Origin of the sequence: Nocardia takedensis NBRC 100417 (assembly GCF_000308695.1) — a bacterium.
In the GTDB taxonomy this organism is placed as follows: domain Bacteria; phylum Actinomycetota; class Actinomycetes; order Mycobacteriales; family Mycobacteriaceae; genus Nocardia; species Nocardia takedensis.
In genome coordinates, this window is sequence record NZ_BAGG01000033.1 from 1 (window position 1) to 20669 (window position 20669).

Genomic DNA, 20669 nt, shown 5'->3' on the forward strand with positions numbered 1-20669 from the left:
CTGGGTGCTGGTCCGTGACGAATTCCCGGGCAAGGGGATCGTCAACGCGCTGATCGACCTGCCCTTCGCCCTGCCGACCATCGTGGCCAGCATCGTGCTGCTCTCGCTCTACGGTCCGCAGAGCCCGATCGACATCCATCTCAACGCCACCCAGCCCGGTCTGGTGGTGGCGCTGGCCTTCGTGACGCTGCCGTTCGTGGTGCGTTCGGTGCAACCGGTGCTCATCGAGGTCGACCGCGAGGTCGAACAGGCCGCGTTGTCGCTGGGCGCGAGCAACTGGACCACCTTCCGCCGGATCGTGCTGCCCACCCTGGCCCCGGCCATCATCAGCGGCGGCGGCCTGGCCTTCGCCCGCGCCATCGGCGAATACGGTTCGGTGGTGCTGATCGGCGGTGCGATCCCGCGCAAGACCGAGATGGCCTCCCAGTACATCCAGAAGCAGATCGAGATCGACCGTCCCGTGAACGCGGCGGCGGTGTCGGTGGCGCTGCTGGCGATCGCGTTCGTGACACTGCTCACCCTGCGTCTCATCGCCGACCGGTCCGCGCGCAAAGAGAAGGCCAGCTGATGAAACTGTCCGCGCTGAGCCGCATCTCGCTGCGGACGGTGGCCCTTGGCTACCTGTTCGTGCTGCTGGTGCTGCCGCTGATCATCATCCTGTGGCGCACCTTCGAAGAAGGCTTCGTCGCCTTCTACGACTCGATCACCACCCCCGCCGCCATTTCCGCGTTCCAGGTGTCGCTGATCATCGTGGCGATCGTGGTGCCGGTCAACGTCGTGTTCGGCGTGGTGACGGCGCTGGCGTTGGTGCGCGGCCGTTTCCCCGGTCGCAATCTCGTCCAGGGCGTGGTCGACCTGCCCTTCGCGGTGTCCCCGGTGGTGGTCGGCGTCGCGCTGATCCTGCTGTGGGGCGCGGGCGGATGGTTCGGCGGGCTCGAGGATCTCGGCTTCAAGGTGATCTTCAGCCTGCCGGGCATGGTGATCGCGACCATCTTCGTGACGTTGCCGTTCGTGGTGCGCGAAGTCGAACCGGTGCTGCACGAGATCGGCGACGAACAGGAACAGGCCGCGGCCACCCTGGGCGCGTCGGGGCAGCAGACGTTCTGGCGCATCACACTGCCCGCGATCCGCTGGGGCCTGACCTACGGCGTGGTGCTGACCGTGGCGCGCGCACTCGGCGAATTCGGCGCGGTGATCATGGTGTCCTCGGCGCTGCCGGGTCAGTCGCTGACGCTGACGCTGCTGGTGCACGGCCGCTACATCAACGACCACAACGCCTTCGGCGCGTACTCGGCCGCCACCCTGCTGATGGGCATGGCCCTGGTAGTCCTTCTCCTGATGACCCTCCTCGAAACCAAGCGGGCCGCCCAATGATCACCGTGACCAACGCGAAGAAGAACTACGGAACCTTCGCCGCCCTCGACGACGTCTCCCTGGAGATCCCCTCCGGTGAGTTGACCGCGCTGCTGGGCCCGTCGGGGTCGGGCAAGTCGACGCTGCTGCGCTCCATCGCGGGTCTGGAATCGCTGGATTCGGGCGTGGTGGTCATCGCCGGGCGCGACGTGACGCGGGTCGCCCCGCAGAAGCGCGACATCGGTTTCGTCTTCCAGCACTACGCCGCGTTCAAGCACATGACGGTGCGCGACAACGTCGCCTTCGGTCTGAAGATCCGCAAGCGGCCCAAGGCCGAGATCGCCAAGCGGGTCGACGAACTGCTCGGCATCGTGGGCCTGGACGGTTTCCAGCACCGCTATCCGGCGCAGTTGTCGGGCGGTCAGCGTCAGCGGATGGCGCTGGCCCGCGCGCTGGCGGTCGACCCGCAGGTGCTGCTGCTGGACGAACCCTTCGGCGCGCTGGACGCCAAGGTGCGCGCGGATCTGCGCACCTGGCTGCGGCGGTTGCACGAGGAGGTCCACGTGACCACCGTGCTGGTCACCCACGACCAGCAGGAGGCGCTCGACGTCGCCGACCGGATCGCGGTGATGAACAAGGGCCGTATCGAGCAGGTCGGCACCCCAGAGGACGTCTACGACCGTCCGGCCAACGAATTCGTCATGTCCTTCCTGGGTGACGTCGCCCGGCTCAACGGGCATCTGGTGCGCCCGCACGACATCCGGGTCGGGCGCGAGTCGGCGATGGCGCTGGCCGAGCGCGAGGGCACCGCGGAGTCGGCGGGCGTGACCAGGGCGAGTGTGGAGCGCGTGGTGCATCTCGGATTCGAGGTCCGCGTGGAACTGCGCAACGCCGCGACGGGCGATCTGTTCGCCGCGCAGGTGACCCGCGGTGACGCGGCGGCGCTGCGATTGAACGAGGGCGAGACGGTCTACGCCCGCGCCACCCGGATTCCCGAACTGCCCGCTCAGCAATAGCCGGCCGCATACCGACCGGTCTCCGCGAAAGGTGTTCGCTTCGGCCGGAATTCGGTAGCGGTCGGTGTTTCCCCAGGTCAACGCCCTCGAACCGCTAACTCACGCTGCGGTATTCGGGGCGGCGGCCTGCGGACAACCCCGTGTCCGGTGGTTGGCAGTTGCGGTCGCCGGATGATTGCCTGTGCACATTCGAAGCACGTCGGCACGGCGATCAGGGTGGATTGCATGGCGATTGGTCTCGGTCTGAGCATCGGCACGGTGAATACGGTGTCCGCGTTGGCGGGGGCTGCCGCCCCGGCATCGGGCAGACGCCGCCGAGTCCGCCGCGAACCCGCCGTCACCAGACGCACCACGTTGACCTTCGACAGCACCGGCGCGGCACGCGTCGGCCTGATCCCCCGCCACGGACGGGCGGTCAGCGAATTCGCCGACCTGGGGCGACGCCGCACGGTGACCGCCCGCGTCGGCAACCGCTCGCTGAGTTCGGCGGATCTGGTCGCCCTGGTGACCGATCGCGTGATCGGCGAGGTGCGCCGAGAACGCGGAATCGAGGAGACGGCCGTCGCGCTGACCCATCCGGCCGGCTACACCGCCGACCACCTCGGGGCGCTGCGCGCCGCGCTGGACGGTCTCGGCCTGGACGAGGTCGCGCTGGTGGCCGAACCGGTCGCCGCCGCGACCTGGTTCGAGGTCGAACACGGCCCGCTGACCCCCGGGCTCGCCCTGGTCTACGACCTCGGCGGAGCGTGTCTGGACGTGGCGCTGGTCCGGGTGGGAACGGGGGAGCCGAGCGCGCCGATCGTCGGTCGACCGGTGCGCTCGGAGCGCTACGGCGGTCGGGCCTTCGGCGCGCTGGTGGCGCGGGACGGCGCGGCGCGCGCCACCGAGCAGTTGCGCGCCGAGCACGTGAAGGCGTCGTTGGAGGTCGTCTACCGCTGCCTGACCACCGCCGACGTGACGATGGCCGACGTGGACCGCGTGCTGGTGGTGGGCGGCGCGGCCCGGCCCGGCGAGGTGGCGCGGGTACTCGGCGAGGAGTTGGCCCGTCCGGTGGTGATCGCGGCCGATCCGGAGCGCACGGTGGCCGACGGCGCGGCGCTGCTGGCCCGGCAGGCCGCGCGGGTCGTCCCCGATGCGGACGGGGGCCGGTTCCGGCGCGGGCTGTGGCGGGCCGCGGCGGTGGCGGGCATGTCCGCGATCGGAGTGGGTATCGCCGTCGGTGTGCCCGCGGACGCCGTCATCGCGGGTGTGTGGTGAGCCGCTGTCGTCGCCGGTGTGTGGCGAGCCGCCGTCATCGCGGGTGTGTGGTGAGCCGCCGTCGCGCAGGTGTGTGGTGAGCCGCCGTCATCGCGGGTAGGTGGTGAGCTGCGGGCGCTCGGTGAGCCGCTGTCGAGCGTGTGTGGTGAGCGGCGGAGTGCGGCCCGGAGGATAGGCGCAGGTCGGCCCGGTCGGGCGGCGCACAGGTTGACGTGACTCTCCGTTGGTGTAACTATGGGGAACAGGTAATTGCAATCCCCGAGGAGAGGCAGTGACGACGATGTCGACAGCCGTGACGCCGCCCGCCGTCGATCCCGACCTGGCGAAAGCGCAGGAGTACGCAGGCAAGCTACTGCTGCTGTCGGAGGGATCGGTCAACCGGCACTTCGACCCGTTCGAGGACATCGACTGGGACAACCCCGACTTCGACGTCGACGCCGGACCCGAACGCTGGATCCTGCCCGTCTCCGGTGACGCCCTCGGCCGCCATCCCTGGTATCAGGCGCTCCCGAAGGAACGCCAGATCGCCATCGGCAAGTACCGCCAAGCCAACGTCGCCAAGGTCGGTCTGCAATTCGAGTCCATCCTCATCAGCGGGATGGTCACCCACAACTTCGGCCTGCCCAACGGCTCGCCCGAATTCCGGTACTGCTCCCACGAGATGATCGAGGAGCACAACCACACCCTGATGTTCCAGGAGATGGTCAACCGGATCGGGATCGACGTCCCCGGCATGGGTCCGCTGGTCTCCAAGTTCAAGTACATCGGCGCTCCCGTGGCGGCGAAGTTCCCGAACCTGTTCTTCATGGCCGTGCTGGCCGGCGAGGAGCCCATCGACCACATCCAGAAGGCGATCCTGCGTTCGGGTGAGGACGTGCACCCGATCATGCGCGGCGTCATGGCGATCCACGTCGCCGAGGAAGCCCGCCACATCTCCTTCGCCCACGAATTCCTCAAGCGCCACGTGCCGGAGCAGAACGCGGCCAACAAGCTGGTGCTCTCGATCGCCATGCCGATCGTCATGTGGATTCTGGGCCGCAGCATCTACACCCCGCCGCGCTCGTTCTGGCGGGAGTTCGACATCCCGGACCACGTCCGCAAGGAACTGTTCTACGGCACCGACGAAGCCAAGCGGGAGTTCGCGGACTTCTTCGGCGACGTGCGGACGCTGGCCCGCGACATCGGCCTGATGAACCCGATCGCCCGCCGGGTGTGGAAGCTGCTGAAGATCGACGGCCACACCACCCGGTACCGGTCCGAGCCGCTGCGCTCCAAGACCGCCTGAGCGGCCGCGCGACATGCCCTACGTCGTCACGCAGTCCTGCTGTAGCGACGCGTCCTGCGTCTACGCCTGCCCGGTCAACTGCATCCATCCCACGCCCGACGAGCCCGATTTCCGGACCGCGGAGATGCTCTACGTCGACCCGGCCGCCTGCGTGGACTGCGGGGCGTGCGCCTCGGCCTGCCCGGTGGACGCCATCACCTCCTCGAAGAAACTCACCGAGGAACAGAAGCCGTTCATCGAGATCAACGCCGATTTCTACCGGCAGGCCCGGCCGCGTCCGCTGTTGGCGCAACCGGTGCCCGCGGCCGAGATCCGCACGCGGACCCGTCCGCTGCGGGTCGCGATCGTCGGCTCCGGCCCCTCGGCCATGTACGCCGCCGACGAACTGCTGACCCAACCCGGCGTCTCGGTGACCGTCCTGGACCGGTTGCCGGTGCCCTACGGCCTCGCCCGGCACGGCGTCGCCCCGGACCACGGTCGCACCCGGCAGGTGGCGGGGTTGTTCGACGTCATCTCCGCGCAGCCCGGATTCGGCTCGTACCTGAATCTGGATGTGGGGCGTGACATCTCGCACGAGGAACTGGCGAGCCATTTCCACGCGGTGATCTACGCGGTCGGCGCGTCCTCGGACCGCAAACTCGGCATCCCCGGCGAAGGTCTGCCCGGCTCGGTCTCCGCCACCGACTTCGTGGCCTGGTACAACGGTCATCCCGATCACGCCGCCGCCGACTACGACCTGTCGCGGGAACGCGCGGTCATCGTCGGCAACGGCAACGTCGCGCTGGACGTGGCGCGCATCCTCACCGCCGATCCGGAAACCCTCGCGGGCACCGACATCGCCCCGTACGCGCTGGCGGCGCTGCGCCGCAGCGCGATTCGCGAAGTGGTGATCCTCGGCCGTCGCGGTCCGGCCGAATCCGCCTTCACCGTGCCGGAATTCGTCGGTCTGCTCGGCTCGGATGTCGACATCGCGATCGAGGGCGAACTTCCCCCGATCACGGACGATCTGCCCTACCAGGTCGAACGCAAGCTGCGGTTGTTGGGCGAGGTGGCCGCGCGCCCCTTCGGCGACCGCAGGCGGATCGTGTTCCGGTACCTGTCCTCGCCCACCGAGATCCACGGTCCCGACGCCGTGACCGCGATCGAGGTCGGCCGCAACGAACTGGTCCGCGGTGACGACGGCCGCACCGCCGCGGTCGCGACCGGCGAGACCGAGCGGGTCGAGACCGGACTCGTGCTGACCTCCGTCGGCTATCGCGGTGTCCCGTTGTCCGGGTTGCCTTTCGACGATCGCGCGGGCGTCATCCCCAACCGCGCGGGACGGGTACTGCGGCGTCCCGACGGCGCGGTCCTGCCCGGCGCCTACGTCACCGGGTGGATCAAGCGGGGGCCGACCGGATTCATCGGCACCAACAAGTCGTGCGCGCAGGAGACCGTGCGCGGACTCGCCGAGGACGCCAACAGTGGAGCGCTCGCCGAACCCGTCGGCAGCGCGGCCGATTTCGATCGGTTGGTGCGCGCGCGTCGCCCGCAGGTGCGTCCGGGTGGTGCGGTAGTGCGGCCCGCCGGCGGACTGCGCGGACTGTTGACCCGGGTCTGAAACTTCCCCGGCGCGAACGGGCAACGAGGTGGTTACCGACTGGTCGGTGTGCCGAATCTCGTTGCCCGTCCTCGCGTTCTCGTCGGTTCCGTGGCCGGTCCGAATCGCGGCATCGATCGCTGAACGGTAGCGGAATCGGGTCTCGCGCAGAATCATCGCGATGCGGGCTATCCGCGGTCGAATACCTCCGGCGCGCTGTACTGGACAAACGGGGCGAATTCGGACCTCCTTGCCCAATTTCCGCCAATCCGCTTCGTCTTCGTCGTCTCGACAGCTAACCTATGTGCGCTGTTTGGAAGACGACCGCGGCCACATGGTTCATCTGTGTGCTGGACGTGGTCACGGTGCGTTGACGGGATAGCGATGACCAGAGGTCTGGGTTTCAGCATCGGTTCGGTGAACTCCGTATCCGCCGCGGTGGCCGGTGAACGGCTACGGCCGACCGTGCGGACCCGTCGAACCGCCTTGACCTACGCCACCGCCGACGGCGCGCGATTCGACGTCACCGGAACCGAATTCGCCGACCTGAGCCGCGACCCCGCGCCGATCCTGGTCGGCGGGCGCGTCCACACCGCGTCCACGCTGGTCGCCACGACGATCACCGGGTTGATCGCCGACGCCGGACCAGCAGCGGGCGCCGTCCTCACCCACCCGGCCGCCTACTCCGACAAACAGGTCGCGCTGCTGCGCCAAGCCATGGACTTCGCCGGAGCACGCGAGACCATGCTCGTCCCCGAACCGGTGGCCGCCGCCGAATGGCTCGAATACGAACGCGGCCCGCTGCCCGCCGGATTCGTCCTCGTCTACGACCTCGGCGGCGCGTCGCTGGACCTCACCCTGGTCCGCGTGGGCCCCACCTGGAGCGACCATCCCATCGTCGGGGAACCGGTGCGTTCGCACGCCTTCGGCGGCCTCCCGTTCGGCGACGCGCTCGCCCGCCGCGCCGGCGCCGCGCCCGCCGCCGCCTTGTCCGCCCGCGACGTCACCGACCTGCGCGTCACCCACGTCCGCGCCACCTTCACACTGATCCGCCGCTGCCTGCGCCGGGCGGGCCGCACCCTCGCCGACATCGACACCATTCTGGTCGCCGGCGGCGCCGCGCGTCCCGCCGAAGTTGCCGATACACTCACCGAACTCGGCAGGCCGGTCGTCATATCGGCCGATCCCGGGCAGTGCGCCGCGGCGGGCGCCGCGCACTTCGCCGCGCGCGTGTTCGCGCCCGCCGCCACCGAACCCCGCGCCCCGCGCGTCGCCGTGTTCTCCAGTGCCGCCGTCGCTTCCGCGCTGGCCATGTCCGCGGCCACCGTCTTCGGCGGCACCGCCGACCAAGCGCTCTCACCGTTCCGCGAACTTCCGCCCGGCGCCGACGCCCCGCTCTACGACCCGCGCGGCGCGACCCCGCACGATCAGCGACTGCGCCGAGGCGTGAGCCCGGGCGGCCACCCCGACTACCGACTCGCGGCCCTCGTCGGTGACCTGCCCATGGGGCCCACCCTCGCCGAATCCCGGCCCCACGACACCCCCGACCGCTGCTGCCGTGTGTCGACGGGCCTGCCCTACGGCGACCCCGCCCTGTTCGTCAACCCACTCCCGTTCAAGATGCCGCCGCTGCCCAAGGTGAAGATCGCGCACCCCGACGAGGACGAGGAATCCCCGCGAACACCCGGTCAGGGTGCGGGCACGACCGGCAGTCCGGCCACACCCACCTCCGGCGATCCCGGAACTCCCGGCACGACACCGACTTCCGGGAACCAAGGAGGCGCGGGAGGCTCCGACGATGACCCCTCGGATCCGGGCGGCGGTGCCGAATCGAACCCGAGCGCACCGGATTCCGGTGATGCTCCCGCCACCGGCACCGACGGCTCGCACGGTTCGGACTCCACAGAGAACCCGCCGAACGACCGGTCCTCCTCGGGCACCGACACCCCTGATACCGCACCGTCGACCGGAACACCCTCGGAGACCTCGGGTTCCGACCATTCCCCGGGCTCCGGCCACGGCGCTGCCCCGGACGGAACCGACTCCGCTCCCTCCTGGGGCGGCACGCCGAACCACCCGTCACCCGGCAGCACCTCTCCCGGCGGCACCGGCAACCCGGGGGGTTCCGGTGGTCCTGGCGGTGCCGGCCATTCGGGTAACTCCGGCGGCCGTGGCGGTCCTGGTGGCGCGGGCGGTACAGGCGGCGCGGGCGGTGCCGGTGGCCCCGGCGGGTCCGGCGGTCTCGGTGGCGGAACCAAGCCCGGCGGCGGCGGAGGAGGACTGGGTGGTGGTCTCGGCGGCGGCGCGGGTGGCGGCCTCGGAGGCGGTACCGGCGGAATCGGAAAAGCCGGTGGCGGTGCGGGAACCGGGCTCGGCAACGGGCGCATCGGCGGCGGCCTGACCGGAATCGCTCTGCATGGCGACCTTTTCGCCGCGCGCGGTAGTACGGGTGGCGGCCTCGGGGGCGGTACAGTAGGCGGTCCGGGCGGGGGGATCGGAGAGGCCGGTGGTGATGCGGAGACCGGGCTCGGTGGCGGACGCATCGGTGGTGGCTCGAGCGAAATCTCGCTCAGCGAGGGGGGTTTCGCCGCTCGGGGGAGTGCTGACGGTTTCGGGGTCGGATTGGTCGGTGGCGCGCTCGACGGTAATCCGGCGGGCAGTACGCGAGGGCGGGGGCTGGTGGGGGCCGGGCTCGGATTCGGTGGGGTCTATGGCGAGACCCAGGCCCCGCGGTGGGCGGTGGTTTCGGGCGTAGGGCGGTGAGTCCGGGGTTCGTCGGTGGTCTCGGGCGGTGGTTCGTGGACGGCGGCGGCGTCGGATAGGCGGGTGGTGTCGATCGAATGATCGACCAGTGGCATATATCGATGACGTGCCGGTGTCGGTCGATGCACAATGGGCGGGTGGATGTTCTCGGGGGAGGGCCTCGCCTGATAGCGCTCGACGTGGACGGAACCTTGTTGGAGACAGGGGCGCCGGCCAGCGCGAGGGTGGTCGCGGCGGTTTCGGCGGCGGTGTCGGCGGGTGCGCACGTGGTGGTGACCACGGGTCGGACGCTGCTCACCACGCGTCCGGTGCTCGCGGAACTCGGGTTGGTCGAGGGGCACGCGTTGTGTTCCAACGGGGCGGTGCACATCGATGTCGCGCGGGGCGAACCGGTGGCGGTGCAGGCGTTCGATCCGGCTCCGGCGGTGGCGGCGCTGCGCACATTGTTCCCGGAGATGATCTTCGCCGTGGAGAAGGTGGGGGTGGGCACCTGGGCCACCGGGATCAGTCCCGGCGAGTTCTCCATCGGCGAATATCTGCTGGTCGACGACGCGGAGTTGAGCAGTGAACCGACGCCGCGGCTCAACGGGTGGTGGCCGGACGGGGATTTCGCGGAGATGGTCCGCCTGCTGCACACCCTCGAAGTGCCCGACGCCAGTTGGGTGCACGGCGAATTCGGCCCCTGGCTGACGGTGTCGCGGCGCGGCGTCAGCAAAGGCTGGGCGTTGGAACGGCTGCGCACCGCGCTGTGCGTGCCGCCCGAAGCCACCCTCGCCATCGGCGACGGCTACAACGACCGCGAAATGCTGCGCTGGGCCGGTCATTCGGTCGCGATGCCGCACGCGCCCGCCGAGATCCGAGATCTGGCCGACGAAGTCGCCGACGATCTGGACGCCGACGGCGTCGCCAAGATCCTGGAACGCTGGTTCCCCACGTAGCGCAGCGCCGACGCTCCGCTGCCCGGCGAGACGCGCGCCCGACCCGCTGGCTGCTCGCCGCAACGTCTGCCGCTGAACGCGCGCCGCAACGCCATTGCTGCCTCCCACCGCGAGGCCCGCTGCCACCCTGCCGCCGCAACGGACCGTCACCCTGCCGCTGCTGCGGACCGCCGCCACCCCCTGTTGCGTACCGCCGCCACGCCGCGGGAGACCGTTGCCGGCTCTCGCCACGCGATCCGTCGCCCACACTTCCGTCACGCGATCCGTTGTCGGCTCTCGCGGCTACGCCCGCTGCTGCCTTCCCGCCGCGAGGGCCGGTGTCACCGTCCCGCCGCGATGGTCGCCGCCATCTCGCCGCGACGGTCGGGGGCCCGACCGGCCCGGACCGCCGCGCGCGGCACGGCGTCGGGATCAGACCGTATCGCCCGCGGTGACCGCGCCCGTGCGGGCGACGATGGCGAGGTAATGCGGGTTGGTCATCACTCCGAGCAGGTTGCCGAAGGGGTCGATGACGGAGGCGGTGACGAAACCTTCGCCGTCGCCGTGGGCGGTGATCGGTTCGTGTTCGGTCGCGCCTTTCGCGAGCAGGCGGGCCACGGTGGCCTCGAGGTCGTCGACGTGCCAGTACACGGTGCCGCCCGCGCCGGGGGTGTTGCGGGCGGCGGCCGGGGCGTAGGCGCGGTTGATGATGCCGAGTTCGTGCTGGTGGTCGCCGATGCGGAATTCGTAGTAGCCGCCGGGGACCTGGTAATAGGGCTCGAGGCCGAGCAGGTCGGCGTACCACTCGCGGGCGGTTTCGAGGTCGTCGGCGTAGTAGGTGGTGGTGGCCATTCCGCGAAGCATGTCGTTCTCCTCCGGTCGCTGGTGTGCGGTGTATCCAGAATCGCAGCGAAAGTGCTCACCGAATGAGCACTTTTCTGGGCAGAATCGGGGAATGCGGGCGGACAGGTTGGTGGCGACGTTGTTGCTGATGCAGGCGCGCGGGCGCGTCACGGCGGCGGAGGTGGCGGCCGAACTCGAGGTGTCGGTGGCGACGGCCCGCCGCGATCTGGAGGCTCTGTCGGCGGCGGGGGTGCCGGTCTATCCGCAGGCGGGCCGCGGTGGCGGGTGGTCGCTGGTCGGCGGCGCCCGCACCGACCTGACGGGGTTGACCGCACCGGAGGCGCGGGAGTTGTTCCTGCGGGCCGGGGCGTCGGCGCACCGCACGCCCGAGGTGCGTTCCGCGTTGCGGAAACTGGTGCGCGCCTTGCCCGCACCGTTCCGCGCGGAGGCCGAGGCCGCCGCCGAGGCGGTGGTGGTCGATCCGGCCCGGTGGGGACGCGAGGACCGTCCGCTGCCCGAGACGGTGCCGCTGCTCCAGCGCGCCGTGGTCCGCAGGCGGCGGGTCCGGCTGTCCTACGAGCGCGCGGGCAAGGGTTCCGTCCGTCTGGTGGACCCGTGGGGCCTGGTCGACAAGGACGGCGTCTGGTATCTGATCGCGGGCACCGAGCGCGGTCGACGCACCTTCCGCCTGGACCGGATCACCGCCGCCGAGATGACCGACGAGATCGCCTCCCGCCCCGCCGATCTCGACCTGACCGCGCTGTGGTCGGAGGTGGTGGGGGATATGGAGCGGCGTCGCGCGGCGGTGGGTGCGACGGTGTTGGTGTCCGCCGACCTGGTCGAGGTCCTGCGCGATCAGCAGGGCAGGCACTGCGAGGTGGACGGTCCGGTCACGGACGGTCGTGTCCGGGTGCGGATCACCGCGCCGACCGCGAATATGGTCGCCCGCCAACTGGCGGGCTGGGGCACGGACGTCGAGGTGGTGTCCCCGCCCGAGGTGCGCGCCGAACTGGCCGCGATCGGCGCGCACCTGGTCGAGCGCTACCGGCCCTGAACCGCGGCGCGCGGGACGATCCCGTTCAGCGCGCGCACCACTTCGGTGGTGACCACCGCTTGCGCGCTGGTCGCGAAATGGATGAGGTCGGCGCTCATCGCGTCGGGACGCAGTCGCACGGGGTGGTCCCAGAACTCCACCAGCAGCGCGCCGTGGCGCGCGGCGGTAGCGCGGACGGTGCGGTTGAGCGCGTCCATGGGTTCGCGCAATCCCCGCATGGGGGCCATGCGTTCGCTGTCCCACACGTTCGCGATGGTGAACGCGACGATCTGCGCGCCGGTCTCGGCCACCGCGCCGAACAGCGTATCCAGTTGCCGCGCCAGATCTTTCGGGCCGCCGGGCAGGAACAGGTCGTTGCCGCCCGCGCTGACGTGCACCAGATCGGGGGCGAATTCCCGGACGGCGTCGAGTTGTTCGGCGATGATCTGCTCCACCGTCGCGCCGATCCGGCCGGTGTTGCGGTAGACGGTGTCGGGGTGCACGGCGGTGAGCAGTTCGGCGAGTCGATCCGACCAGCCCAGAGCGCGGTAGCCGGGACTGGGATCGCCGACCCCGAGTGCCAGGGAATCCCCGACGGCGGCGAATCGTCGCCAGGGCGCGTCCGCGAGCAGCGCGCGCGCCGCTTCGTCGGTGAGCAGCAGCGGGTCGGTGGCTTCGGTGCGGGAGAGGGTGTCGGACACGGTCACTCCGATTCTCGGGTGGGCAGGGCAGTGAGAAGCGCCGCGACGGCGGCGATCCCGGCGCACACGCCGAAGACGGTGTGCAGGGCGGTCAGCGGTGCGTGCGGGTGGGCGGTGAGCAGGGCGGCGAGGACGGCGACGCCGAGCGCGCCGCCCACTTGGCGGGCGGTCAGGTTCATGCCGATCCCGGTGGCGAAGCGGTCCGGCGGCAGCGCGTCGGCGGCGGCCGCGCCGAGTACGGTCAGCACGATGCCCGCGCCACCGCCGCCGAGCAGGCTCGCGGGAATCCACGCCGTCCACAGCGCGGGGTCGGCGCCGAACGCGTCGGTGCTCAGCCACACCGTGGACGCCGTGAACAGGAGCGCGCCCAGCACGCCGACCCATCGTCTGCGGTGCGGGTCGGTGACCCGCCCGGTGGCGACGGCGGTGACCATCGAGGCCAGGGCGCCGACGGTGAGGGCGGCGGCCGCGCCGAGTACCGAATAGTCCCAGACGACGTCGAGGAACAGCGGCCCGGCCAGCAGCCAGGCGAACAGCGCCGCACCGAAGACGAAGGAGGCCGCGTTGGCCAGGACGTAGGGCCTGCTGCGCCACAGCGCGACGGCGATCGCCGGTTCGGGATGGCGTTTCGAGCGGGCCAGCGCGATACCGAGCAGTGTCACGCCGGTGACGAGGGCGATGACCGTCGCGGGCGCGGTCCAGCCCCAACTCTGCCCCTCGGTGACTCCCGCGACCACCGCGCCGAGGCCGACGGCGACCGCGACGGTGCCGAGCGGATCGGGCGGTCGCGCGGCCGTGCGCGGGCCCGCGTCGGGAATGCGGCGCGCGAGCAGCAGCAGTGCCAGTGCGACGGGCACGTTGATCACGAATACCGCGCGCCAGCCGAATATCTCGACCAGCGCGCCGCCGAGCGCCGGGCCGACCACGGCCGCGAAGCCGCCCGCGGCCGACCAGGCCCCGAACGCCGCGCCGATGCGTTCGCGCGAGGTGACGGCCAGGACCAACCCGAGTGCGGCGGGCACCATGATCGCGGCCGTGAAGCCTTGCAGGACACGGCATCCGATGAGCCAGGCGGCGCTCGGCGCGACCGCGCACAGCAGCGAGGTGAGCGCGAATCCGACCAGCGCGGCGCGGAACAGGCGACGGCGGCCGAGCGCGTCGGCGAGCCGTCCGGCGGGGGTGAGCAGTGCGGCGAAGGCCACCGCGTAGCCGCTCACGACCCAGGTCAGCGTGCTGGGGGCCGCGTCGGGGTAGTCGCGGGTGAGCGAGGGGAAGGCGATGTTGACGACCGACAGGTCGAGGAAGGCGAGGAAGGCCGCGCCACTGGCGACGAGCAGGGTGCCGCGGGCGGCGCGGGTTTCCTCGGTGGTGGTGGACAGATCGTTCATGGGGTCCTCGGGCGAATCCGTGACGGGAGGGGAAACAAAAAGTACGATCGTTCGTACATCAACGTACGGCCGCGGACGAGTCCTGGCAAGAGGCGATGGGAGAATCGGAGGATGAGCGATCAGCGCTTGGTCAAAGGGGCGCGTTCCCGCGCGTCCATCGCCCGGCACGCCGCCGATGTGGCGTCGGTGGAAGGGCTGTCCGGGGTCAGCATCGGCCGCCTGGCCACCGACCTCGGCCTGAGCAAGAGCGGGATCGCGACCTTGTTCGGCACCAAGGAAGCACTGCAACTGGCGGCCATCCGCGTCGCCAGGGACGTTTTCGTCGCCGAGGTCGTCACTCCCGCGCTGGCCGTTCCGCGCGGCGTGACCCGTCTGCGCGCGCTGATGGAGCGCTGGTTCGCCTACATCGTCGACCCGGCCTTTCCCGGCGGATGCTTCCGCAGCGCCACCCTGGCCGAATTCGACAGCCGTCCCGGCGCGGTCCGCGACACCCTCGCCGGCGACCAGGAGGACTGGTTGACCTTCCTGACCGGTGAACTCGAAAAAGCCGCCGACCTGGGCGAAATCGTCTGCCCCGACCCGGCCGCCCTCGCCTTCGAGATCGACGCGCTCCTCTGCGCCGCCAACACCGCCCGCCAACTCGGCGCGGAGAGCAGGGTCGACACCGCCCGCGCCATCGTGACGCGACTGCTGACCGAAGCCTCCACCTGACAGCACGCCCGGCCGATCCGGCGGGTGGATTCAGGCGGTGCTGCTCGGATGGTCCACCTCACCCGGCTCACTGTGCGGCCGGCTCACCGTGCGGCCGGGAGTGCCACCGAGACGACCGAGTTCGCCGGGCGCACTGTGGCGTTCGGCCTCGGCGACGGAGCCGGGCGAGGGGCCGAATTCGGCGGTCGGCGCGGCGGTTCAGGGTCGTGCAGCAGCGTCGGTCGGGATCTCGGACAGGAGGGCGTGTGCTCAGGCGGTCAGCGCGAGCGGGTCGGTGCGTGCGGCGTCGTAGCGGTCCCCGACGATCTCGACCACCGCGCGGTGCGCTCCGATGACCTCGGCGTGCACGAGATCCGGTGCGGCGGCGCGCAACCGGTCGGTGAGCAGACCGGGGGCCAGAAACCAGGACGCGACCACGGGCCGGTCGATCCCACGGGCGCGCAACCGCTCGCGGGCGGTCTCGATCGTGGGTTCGGCGGTGGCGTAGCAGATCTCGGTAGCCCACCCGGTCAGCGCGCCCAGTCGCCGCGCGACCCGTTCGGTGCGCGCGTTCGCGGCCGCGCTGGAGGACCCGACCGCGGCGACGAGCACCCCCGTCGGTGCGGGCGAGGCGGATATCGCCACCCGGTCGCGCAGCGCGGAGACCAAGCGCGGGTCGGGACCCAGCACGTCGGCCTGGGTCAGCCGCACCCGCGGATGCCGCGCGCGGGCGGCCTCGAGCAGGGCGGGCAGGTCGACGCGCGCGTGGAAAGCGCTGCCGAGCAGCAGTGGCACGACCACGGCGTGGGTGTGGCCGCACGCGGCGATCTCGTCGACCACCTGATCCACCGAGGGGACGCTCAGGTCGAGGAACGCCAATCGGACGTCGAGATCCGGTCGGGCGGTAGCGATCTCGGCGACCACCGCCGCCATGGTCGCCGCCGACCTGGGATCACGACTGCCGTGCGCCACCGCGATCAACGCGGGCGCGCCGCCACCCTGTGCGGGCGCGGCAACACCCCGCGCAGGCGCAGCGACACCCCGCGCCGACACGGCGACGGTCGACGCGAGCGCTGTTGCGCGGGGCGAGGCGGACATCAGACCGCCGTGCCGACCTCGACCGCGGTGAGCACGTCACCGACGAGTCCGGCGGCCAGGGTGTTGCCCCCGGCGGGATCGATGAGCAAGAAGCTGCCGGTGTGCCGGTTGACGCGGTAGTCGTCGGCCGCGATCGGCTCGGCGACGCGCACCGAGATGCGGCCGATGTCGTTGAGCGACAGCGATTCCGGGGCGGGCTCGGCGGCCAGGCGCTGTTCGTCGAAGCGTTCGATCAGTGTGCCGACGATGGCCTGGGTGGTGCGGGTGCCGTGCTTGAGCAGCAGTCGCGCGCCGGGCCGCAGCGGCTTGTCGCCGAGCCAGCAGACGGTGGCGTCGAAGGTGTCGATGGGGTCGGGCGCGTCGGTGACCGAGGCGATGATGTCGCCGCGCGAGACGTCGACGTCGTCGGTCAGGATCAGCGTGACGCTGCGCCCGGTCTGGGCGACGGCGAGTTCCCCGTCGGGGGTGTCGACGCGTTCCACCGTGGTGCGGATGCCCGAGGGCAGCACCACGACCTCGTCGCCGGGGGCGACCGCACCCGCCGCGATCTGTCCGGCGTATCCGCGGTAGTCGGGGTGTTCGGGGGTGCGCGGCCGGATCACGTACTGCACGGGGAAGCGCAGTCCGAGGGTGTGCGTCCCGGTGCTGTCGGCGTCGACCGGCACCGATTCGAGGTGCTCGATCAGCGAGGGGCCGTCGTAGTAGGGGGTGTTGGCCGAGCGGGAGGCGACGTTGTCGCCGTGCAGCGCCGACACCGGGATCTCCAGTACGTCCTCGGGCGCCCAACCCAGCGCGGCGGTGAGGGTGGTGAACTCCGCGGAGATCGCCGCGAACACCTCGGCCGGGTTCTCCACCAGGTCGATCTTGTTCACCGCGAGCACCAGTTTGGGCACGCCGAGCAGCGCGAGCACCGCGGCGTGGCGACGGGTCTGCTCGATGACGCCCTTGCGCGCGTCGACCAGCAGGATCACCAACTGCGCGGTGGACGCGCCGGAGACGGTGTTGCGGGTGTACTGCACGTGCCCGGGGGTGTCGGCGAGCACGAAGGACCGCTGCGGGGTGGCGAAGTAGCGGTAGGCGACATCGATGGTGATGCCCTGTTCGCGTTCGGCCCGCAGTCCGTCCACCAGCAGCGACAGGTCGGGGGTGTCCAGACCCTTGTCCACCGACGCGCGGGTCACGGCGTCGATCTGGTCGGCCAGCACGGATTTCGTGTCGTAGAGCAGCCGCCCGACCAGGGTGGACTTGCCGTCGTCGACAGAACCGGCGGTGGCCAGCCTCAAGAGCTGTGTGTGAGGCTCGCCATGCAAGCTCCGCTCGGCAGACATATCAGAAATAACCCTCTCGTTTACGATCTTCCATCGCGGCCTCGGAGACCCGGTCGTCGCCGCGGGTCGCCCCGCGCTCGGTCAGCCGCGACGCCGCGACCTCGGCGAGGATCGCCGCGTTGTCGGCGGCCTCGGACAGGATCGCGCCGGTGGTGGAGCCGTCGCCGACGGTGCGGTAGCGCACCGACCGGGTCTCGAGCGCCTCGCCCTCGGCCGGGCCGCCCCACACGCCCGGGGTCATCCACATGCCGTCGCGTTGGTAGACCGGTCGCTGATGGGCGTAGTAGATGGTCGCCAGATCGATGTCCTCGCGGGCGATGTAGCGCCAGATGTCGAGCTCGGTCCAGTTGCTCAGCGGGAACACGCGCACGTGCTCACCGGGAGCGTGCCTGCCGTTGTACAGGTTCCACAGTTCGGGCCGCTGCCGCTTGGGGTCCCATTGCCCGAAGGCGTTGCGCAGCGAGAAGATCCGCTCCTTGGCGCGCGAACGCTCCTCGTCGCGACGGCCGCCGCCGAAGACCGCGTCGAAGCGGTTCTCGGAGATGGCGTCGAGCAGCGGAACGGTCTGCAACGGGTTGCGGATGCCGTCGGGGCGCTCGGTGAGCCTGCCGTCGGCCAGGTAGTCCTCGACCTTGGCGACATATAGTCGCAGCCCGTACTTCTCGACCACCTTGTCGCGGAAGTCGAGGACCTCGGGCAGATTGTGGCCGGTGTCGACGTGCAGCAGCGCGAAGGGCAGCGGCGCGGGCCAGAAGGCCTTGAGCGCCAGATGCAGCAGCACCGTGGAGTCCTTGCCGCCGGAGAACAGGATCACCGGCCGCTCGAACTCGCCCGCGACCTCGCGGAAGATGTGCAGGGACTCCGATTCCAGCGCGGCGAGGGTGTCGAACTCGGAGATCCCCAGGGCGCGTTGTTCACTGATGGCTTCGGTCATGATTGGTGCAACCCGCATTCGGTCTTGGCGAGGCCGGCCCAGCGGCCGCTTCGCGGATCGGAGCCCGGCTCCGGCTTCCGTGTGCACGGAGCGCAGCCGATGGACGGATATCCCTCCTCCACCAAGGGATTGACGAGGATGCCGTGTTCTTCGATGTAGTCCTGCATCGTGTCGTCGGACCACGGCGCGATCGGGTTGATCTTCACCAGGCCGAAGGCGTCGTCGAAGGAGATCAGCGGGGCGTTGGCCCTGGTCGGGGCCTCGACGCGACGGATGCCGGTGACCCAGGCGTTGTACCCGCTCAGCGAGCGCTTCAGCGGGACGACCTTGCGCAGTCGGCAGCACTCACCGGCGTCACGGGCGAACAGATCCTTGCCGAGCAGTCGGTCCTGTTCCTCGACAGAGGATTCCGGCCGCACGTTGACCACGTTGACCCCGTACACCGCCTCCACCGCGTCGCGGGTGCCGATGGTCTCCGCGAAGTGGTAGCCGGTGTCGAGGAACAGCACGTCGACCCCGGAACGGACCTGCGCGGCCAGATGCACCAGGACGCCGTCCTGCATGTTGGAGGCCACGATGTAGTTCGTCCCGAAGGTCCGTTCGGTCCAGTCGAGCAGTTGCGCCGCGGTGGCGTCCGCGCCGAGTTCGGCCGCGCCGCGCTCGGCGATGCCCCGCAACTCGTCCTCGGACAGCTTCTCCGCGAGTTTCGTTGTCACCATTGATCTCCCGTCACGCCTGGGTTCTCATCGAAGGTCGGCCTCGTCGGCGCGAACGGCCCACTGCGCGAACCGTTCGCCCTGCTCGCGATGCTTGATGAAGTTGCGCACCACACGGTCGATGTAGTCGCCGAGTTCGGTGCTGGTCACCTTGTGCTGACGCAGTTTGCGTCCGAAGGCGCTGTCGAAGCCGAGGCTGCCACCCAGGTGAACCTGGAAACCCTCGACCTGATTCCCCGCGCCGTCGTCGACGAGTTGGCCCTTGAAGCCGATGTCGGCGATCTGCGAGCGCGCGCAGGAGTTCGGGCAACCGTTGATGTTGATGGTGATCGGCACGTCGAGTTCGGCGTTGAGATCCTCGAGGCGCTTCTCCAACTCCGGCACCAGCGCCTGGGAGCGCTTGCGGGTCTCGGCGAAGGACAGCTTGCAGAACTCGATCCCGCTGCACGCCATCAGGTTCCGCCGCCACAGCGACGGACGGGCCTGCAACCCGAGCGGGGCGAGCTCGTCGATGAGCGCGTCGACCTTGTCGTCGGCCACGTCCAGCACGATCAGCTTCTGGTACGGGGTGAAGCGGATGCGATCGGACCCGATGCGCTCGACCGCGTCGGCCACCTTCGTCAGCACCGTGCCCGACACGCGGCCGGCGATCGGGGAGAAGCCGACGGCGTTGCGGCCGTTCTTGAGCTTCTGCACGCCGACGTGGTCGATGGGCTTGGTGGGCTGCTCCGGGGCCGGACCGTCGATGAGCTTGCGCTTGAGGTACTTCTCCTCGAGCACCTCGCGGAACTTCTCGATGCCCCAGTCCTTGACCAGGAACTTCAGCCGCGCCTTGGTGCGCAGGCGGCGGTAGCCGTAGTCGCGGTAGAGCGAGACGACCGCCTCCCACACGTCGGGGACCTCGTCCAACGGCACCCACACCCCGACCCGCTGGGCGAGCATCGGGTTGGTGGACAGACCGCCGCCGACCCACAGGTCCAGGCCCGGACCGTGTTCGGGGTGTTCGACGCCGACGAAGGCGATGTCGTTGATCTCGTGGACCACGTCCTGCTGACCGGAGATGGCGGTCTTGAACTTGCGCGGCAGGTTGGAGTATTCCTTCTTGCCGATGTAGCGGCGCACGATCTCCTCGATCGCGGGCGTCGGGTCGATGATCTCGGTCAGCGACTCACCGGCCAGCGGCGACCCGAGCACCACGCGCGGGCAGTCGCCGCACGCCTCGGTGGTCTGCAACCCGACGGCTTCGATGCGCCGCCAGATCTCGGGGACGTTCTCGACCTCGATCCAGTGGTACTGGACGTTCTCGCGGTCGGACAGGTCGGCGGTGTCGCGGCCGAACTCGGTGGAGATCTGCCCGAGGGTGCGCAACTGGTCGACGCTGAGCGCGCCCGCGTCGCAGCGGATGCGCATCATGAAGTACTTGGCCTCGAGCAGGTCGATGTTCTCGTCACCGGTGAAGGTGCCGTCGTAGCCCTGTTCGCGCTGGGTGTAGAGACCCCACCAGCGGAACCGGCCGCGCAGATCGCCCTTGTCGATGCTGTCGAAGCCCTGCTTGGAATAGATGTTCTCGATGCGGGCCCGGACGTTGAGCGGGTTGTCGTCCTTCTTGGACTGCTCGTTGGGGTTGAGCGGTTCGCGGTAGCCCAGCGCCCACTGGCCTTCGGCGCGGCGGCGCGTGGGCTTGCCCGTGCGGGCGCGCGGTCCGGCCGAGGCCGCGGCTTCGGCGCGCGGGCGGTCCGGACGCACGCGGCGTTCGGAGGCGGGGCGC

General features: G+C 70.4%; 18 protein-coding genes. 10 read left to right on the forward strand and 8 right to left on the reverse strand.

The window, feature by feature from the left end; all coding sequences use genetic code 11:
• From ON30_RS07795 to ON30_RS07835, 8 genes are all read left to right on the forward strand, one after another.
• Positions 1-568, forward strand: a 568-nt coding sequence (locus ON30_RS07795; RefSeq protein WP_040705335.1) for an ABC transporter permease, incomplete at its 5' end; no start/stop codon positions are given.
• On the forward strand, positions 568-1374 hold the full coding sequence (cysW, locus tag ON30_RS07800; protein ID WP_040705337.1) for a sulfate ABC transporter permease subunit CysW: 807 nt from the start codon (positions 568-570) through the stop codon (positions 1372-1374). The genes ON30_RS07795 and cysW, both read left to right, overlap by 1 nt.
• On the forward strand, positions 1371-2369 hold the full coding sequence (locus tag ON30_RS07805) for a sulfate/molybdate ABC transporter ATP-binding protein (protein ID WP_040705339.1): 999 nt from the start codon (positions 1371-1373) through the stop codon (positions 2367-2369). The genes cysW and ON30_RS07805 overlap by 4 nt, the downstream gene beginning before the upstream one ends.
• Positions 2370-2594: 225 nt before the next feature.
• Positions 2595-3626, forward strand: a complete 1032-nt coding sequence (locus tag ON30_RS07810; RefSeq protein ID WP_040705341.1) for an Hsp70 family protein — start codon at positions 2595-2597, stop codon at positions 3624-3626.
• Positions 3627-3906: 280 nt separating this feature from the next.
• Positions 3907-4911 (forward strand): AurF N-oxygenase family protein, encoded by a 1005-nt coding sequence (locus ON30_RS07815; RefSeq protein ID WP_040705343.1) that lies wholly within the window; start codon positions 3907-3909, stop codon positions 4909-4911.
• Between the two features lie 13 nt (positions 4912-4924).
• Positions 4925-6511, forward strand: a complete 1587-nt coding sequence (locus ON30_RS07820) for an FAD-dependent oxidoreductase (protein WP_040705345.1) — start codon at positions 4925-4927, stop codon at positions 6509-6511.
• A 396-nt stretch (positions 6512-6907) separates the two neighbouring features.
• Positions 6908-9253 (forward strand): Hsp70 family protein, encoded by a 2346-nt coding sequence (locus ON30_RS41680; protein ID WP_157183650.1) that lies wholly within the window; start codon positions 6908-6910, stop codon positions 9251-9253.
• Between the two features lie 122 nt (positions 9254-9375).
• Positions 9376-10191, forward strand: a complete 816-nt coding sequence (locus tag ON30_RS07835; RefSeq protein WP_051029062.1) for an HAD-IIB family hydrolase — start codon at positions 9376-9378, stop codon at positions 10189-10191.
• 411 nt (positions 10192-10602) lie between these two features.
• Here the strand turns inward: ON30_RS07835 and ON30_RS07840 are convergent, their stop codons facing one another.
• The gene (locus tag ON30_RS07840; protein WP_040705348.1) at positions 10603-11034 is read right to left on the reverse strand and encodes a VOC family protein; all 432 of its coding nucleotides are present in this window, start codon (positions 11032-11034) and stop codon (positions 10603-10605) included.
• A 91-nt stretch (positions 11035-11125) separates the two neighbouring features.
• On the opposite strand from ON30_RS07840, the gene ON30_RS07845 reads away from it, so the two are divergent.
• Complete coding sequence (locus tag ON30_RS07845) at positions 11126-12067, forward strand: helix-turn-helix transcriptional regulator (protein WP_040705350.1); 942 nt, start codon at positions 11126-11128, stop codon at positions 12065-12067.
• Here ON30_RS07845 and ON30_RS07850 read toward each other — a convergent pair.
• Together ON30_RS07850 and ON30_RS07855 are read right to left on the reverse strand one after the other, a co-directional pair.
• Positions 12055-12747, reverse strand: a complete 693-nt coding sequence (locus ON30_RS07850) for an SGNH/GDSL hydrolase family protein (RefSeq protein ID WP_245553971.1) — start codon at positions 12745-12747, stop codon at positions 12055-12057. The two genes, ON30_RS07845 and ON30_RS07850, sit on opposite strands and share 13 nt — an antisense overlap.
• Before the next feature lie 2 nt (positions 12748-12749).
• Complete coding sequence (locus ON30_RS07855; RefSeq protein ID WP_051029063.1) at positions 12750-14135, reverse strand: MFS transporter; 1386 nt, start codon at positions 14133-14135, stop codon at positions 12750-12752.
• 111 nt (positions 14136-14246) lie between these two features.
• Between ON30_RS07855 and ON30_RS07860 the strand changes: the two genes are divergently transcribed.
• Positions 14247-14846, forward strand: coding sequence for a TetR/AcrR family transcriptional regulator (locus tag ON30_RS07860; protein WP_040705354.1), 600 nt, complete (start codon positions 14247-14249; stop codon positions 14844-14846).
• A gap of 249 nt (positions 14847-15095) precedes the next feature.
• Here the strand turns inward: ON30_RS07860 and ON30_RS07865 are convergent, their stop codons facing one another.
• The 5 genes from ON30_RS07865 to ON30_RS07885 are packed head-to-tail and all read right to left on the reverse strand — an operon-like array spanning position 15096 to position 20647.
• Entirely contained in the window at positions 15096-15923 is an 828-nt protein-coding gene (locus ON30_RS07865; RefSeq protein ID WP_083911222.1) for a sirohydrochlorin chelatase, read from the reverse strand.
• Positions 15923-17251, reverse strand: a complete 1329-nt coding sequence (locus tag ON30_RS07870) for a sulfate adenylyltransferase subunit 1 (protein WP_051029064.1) — start codon at positions 17249-17251, stop codon at positions 15923-15925. The genes ON30_RS07865 and ON30_RS07870 overlap by 1 nt, the downstream gene beginning before the upstream one ends.
• 1 nt (position 17252) lies before the next feature.
• Positions 17253-18203 carry a sulfate adenylyltransferase subunit CysD gene (gene cysD, locus ON30_RS07875; RefSeq protein WP_439928981.1) on the reverse strand — a complete coding sequence of 317 codons (951 nt, stop codon included), beginning with the start codon at positions 18201-18203 and terminating at the stop codon, positions 17253-17255.
• Complete coding sequence (locus ON30_RS07880; protein WP_174387424.1) at positions 18182-18904, reverse strand: phosphoadenylyl-sulfate reductase; 723 nt, start codon at positions 18902-18904, stop codon at positions 18182-18184. Before ON30_RS07880 ends, cysD begins: the two co-directional genes overlap by 22 nt.
• A gap of 24 nt (positions 18905-18928) precedes the next feature.
• Positions 18929-20647: a nitrite/sulfite reductase gene (locus ON30_RS07885; RefSeq protein WP_040705357.1), complete on the reverse strand. Its 1719-nt coding sequence runs from the start codon at positions 20645-20647 to the stop codon at positions 18929-18931.
• Between the last annotated feature and the right edge of the window lie 22 nt (positions 20648-20669).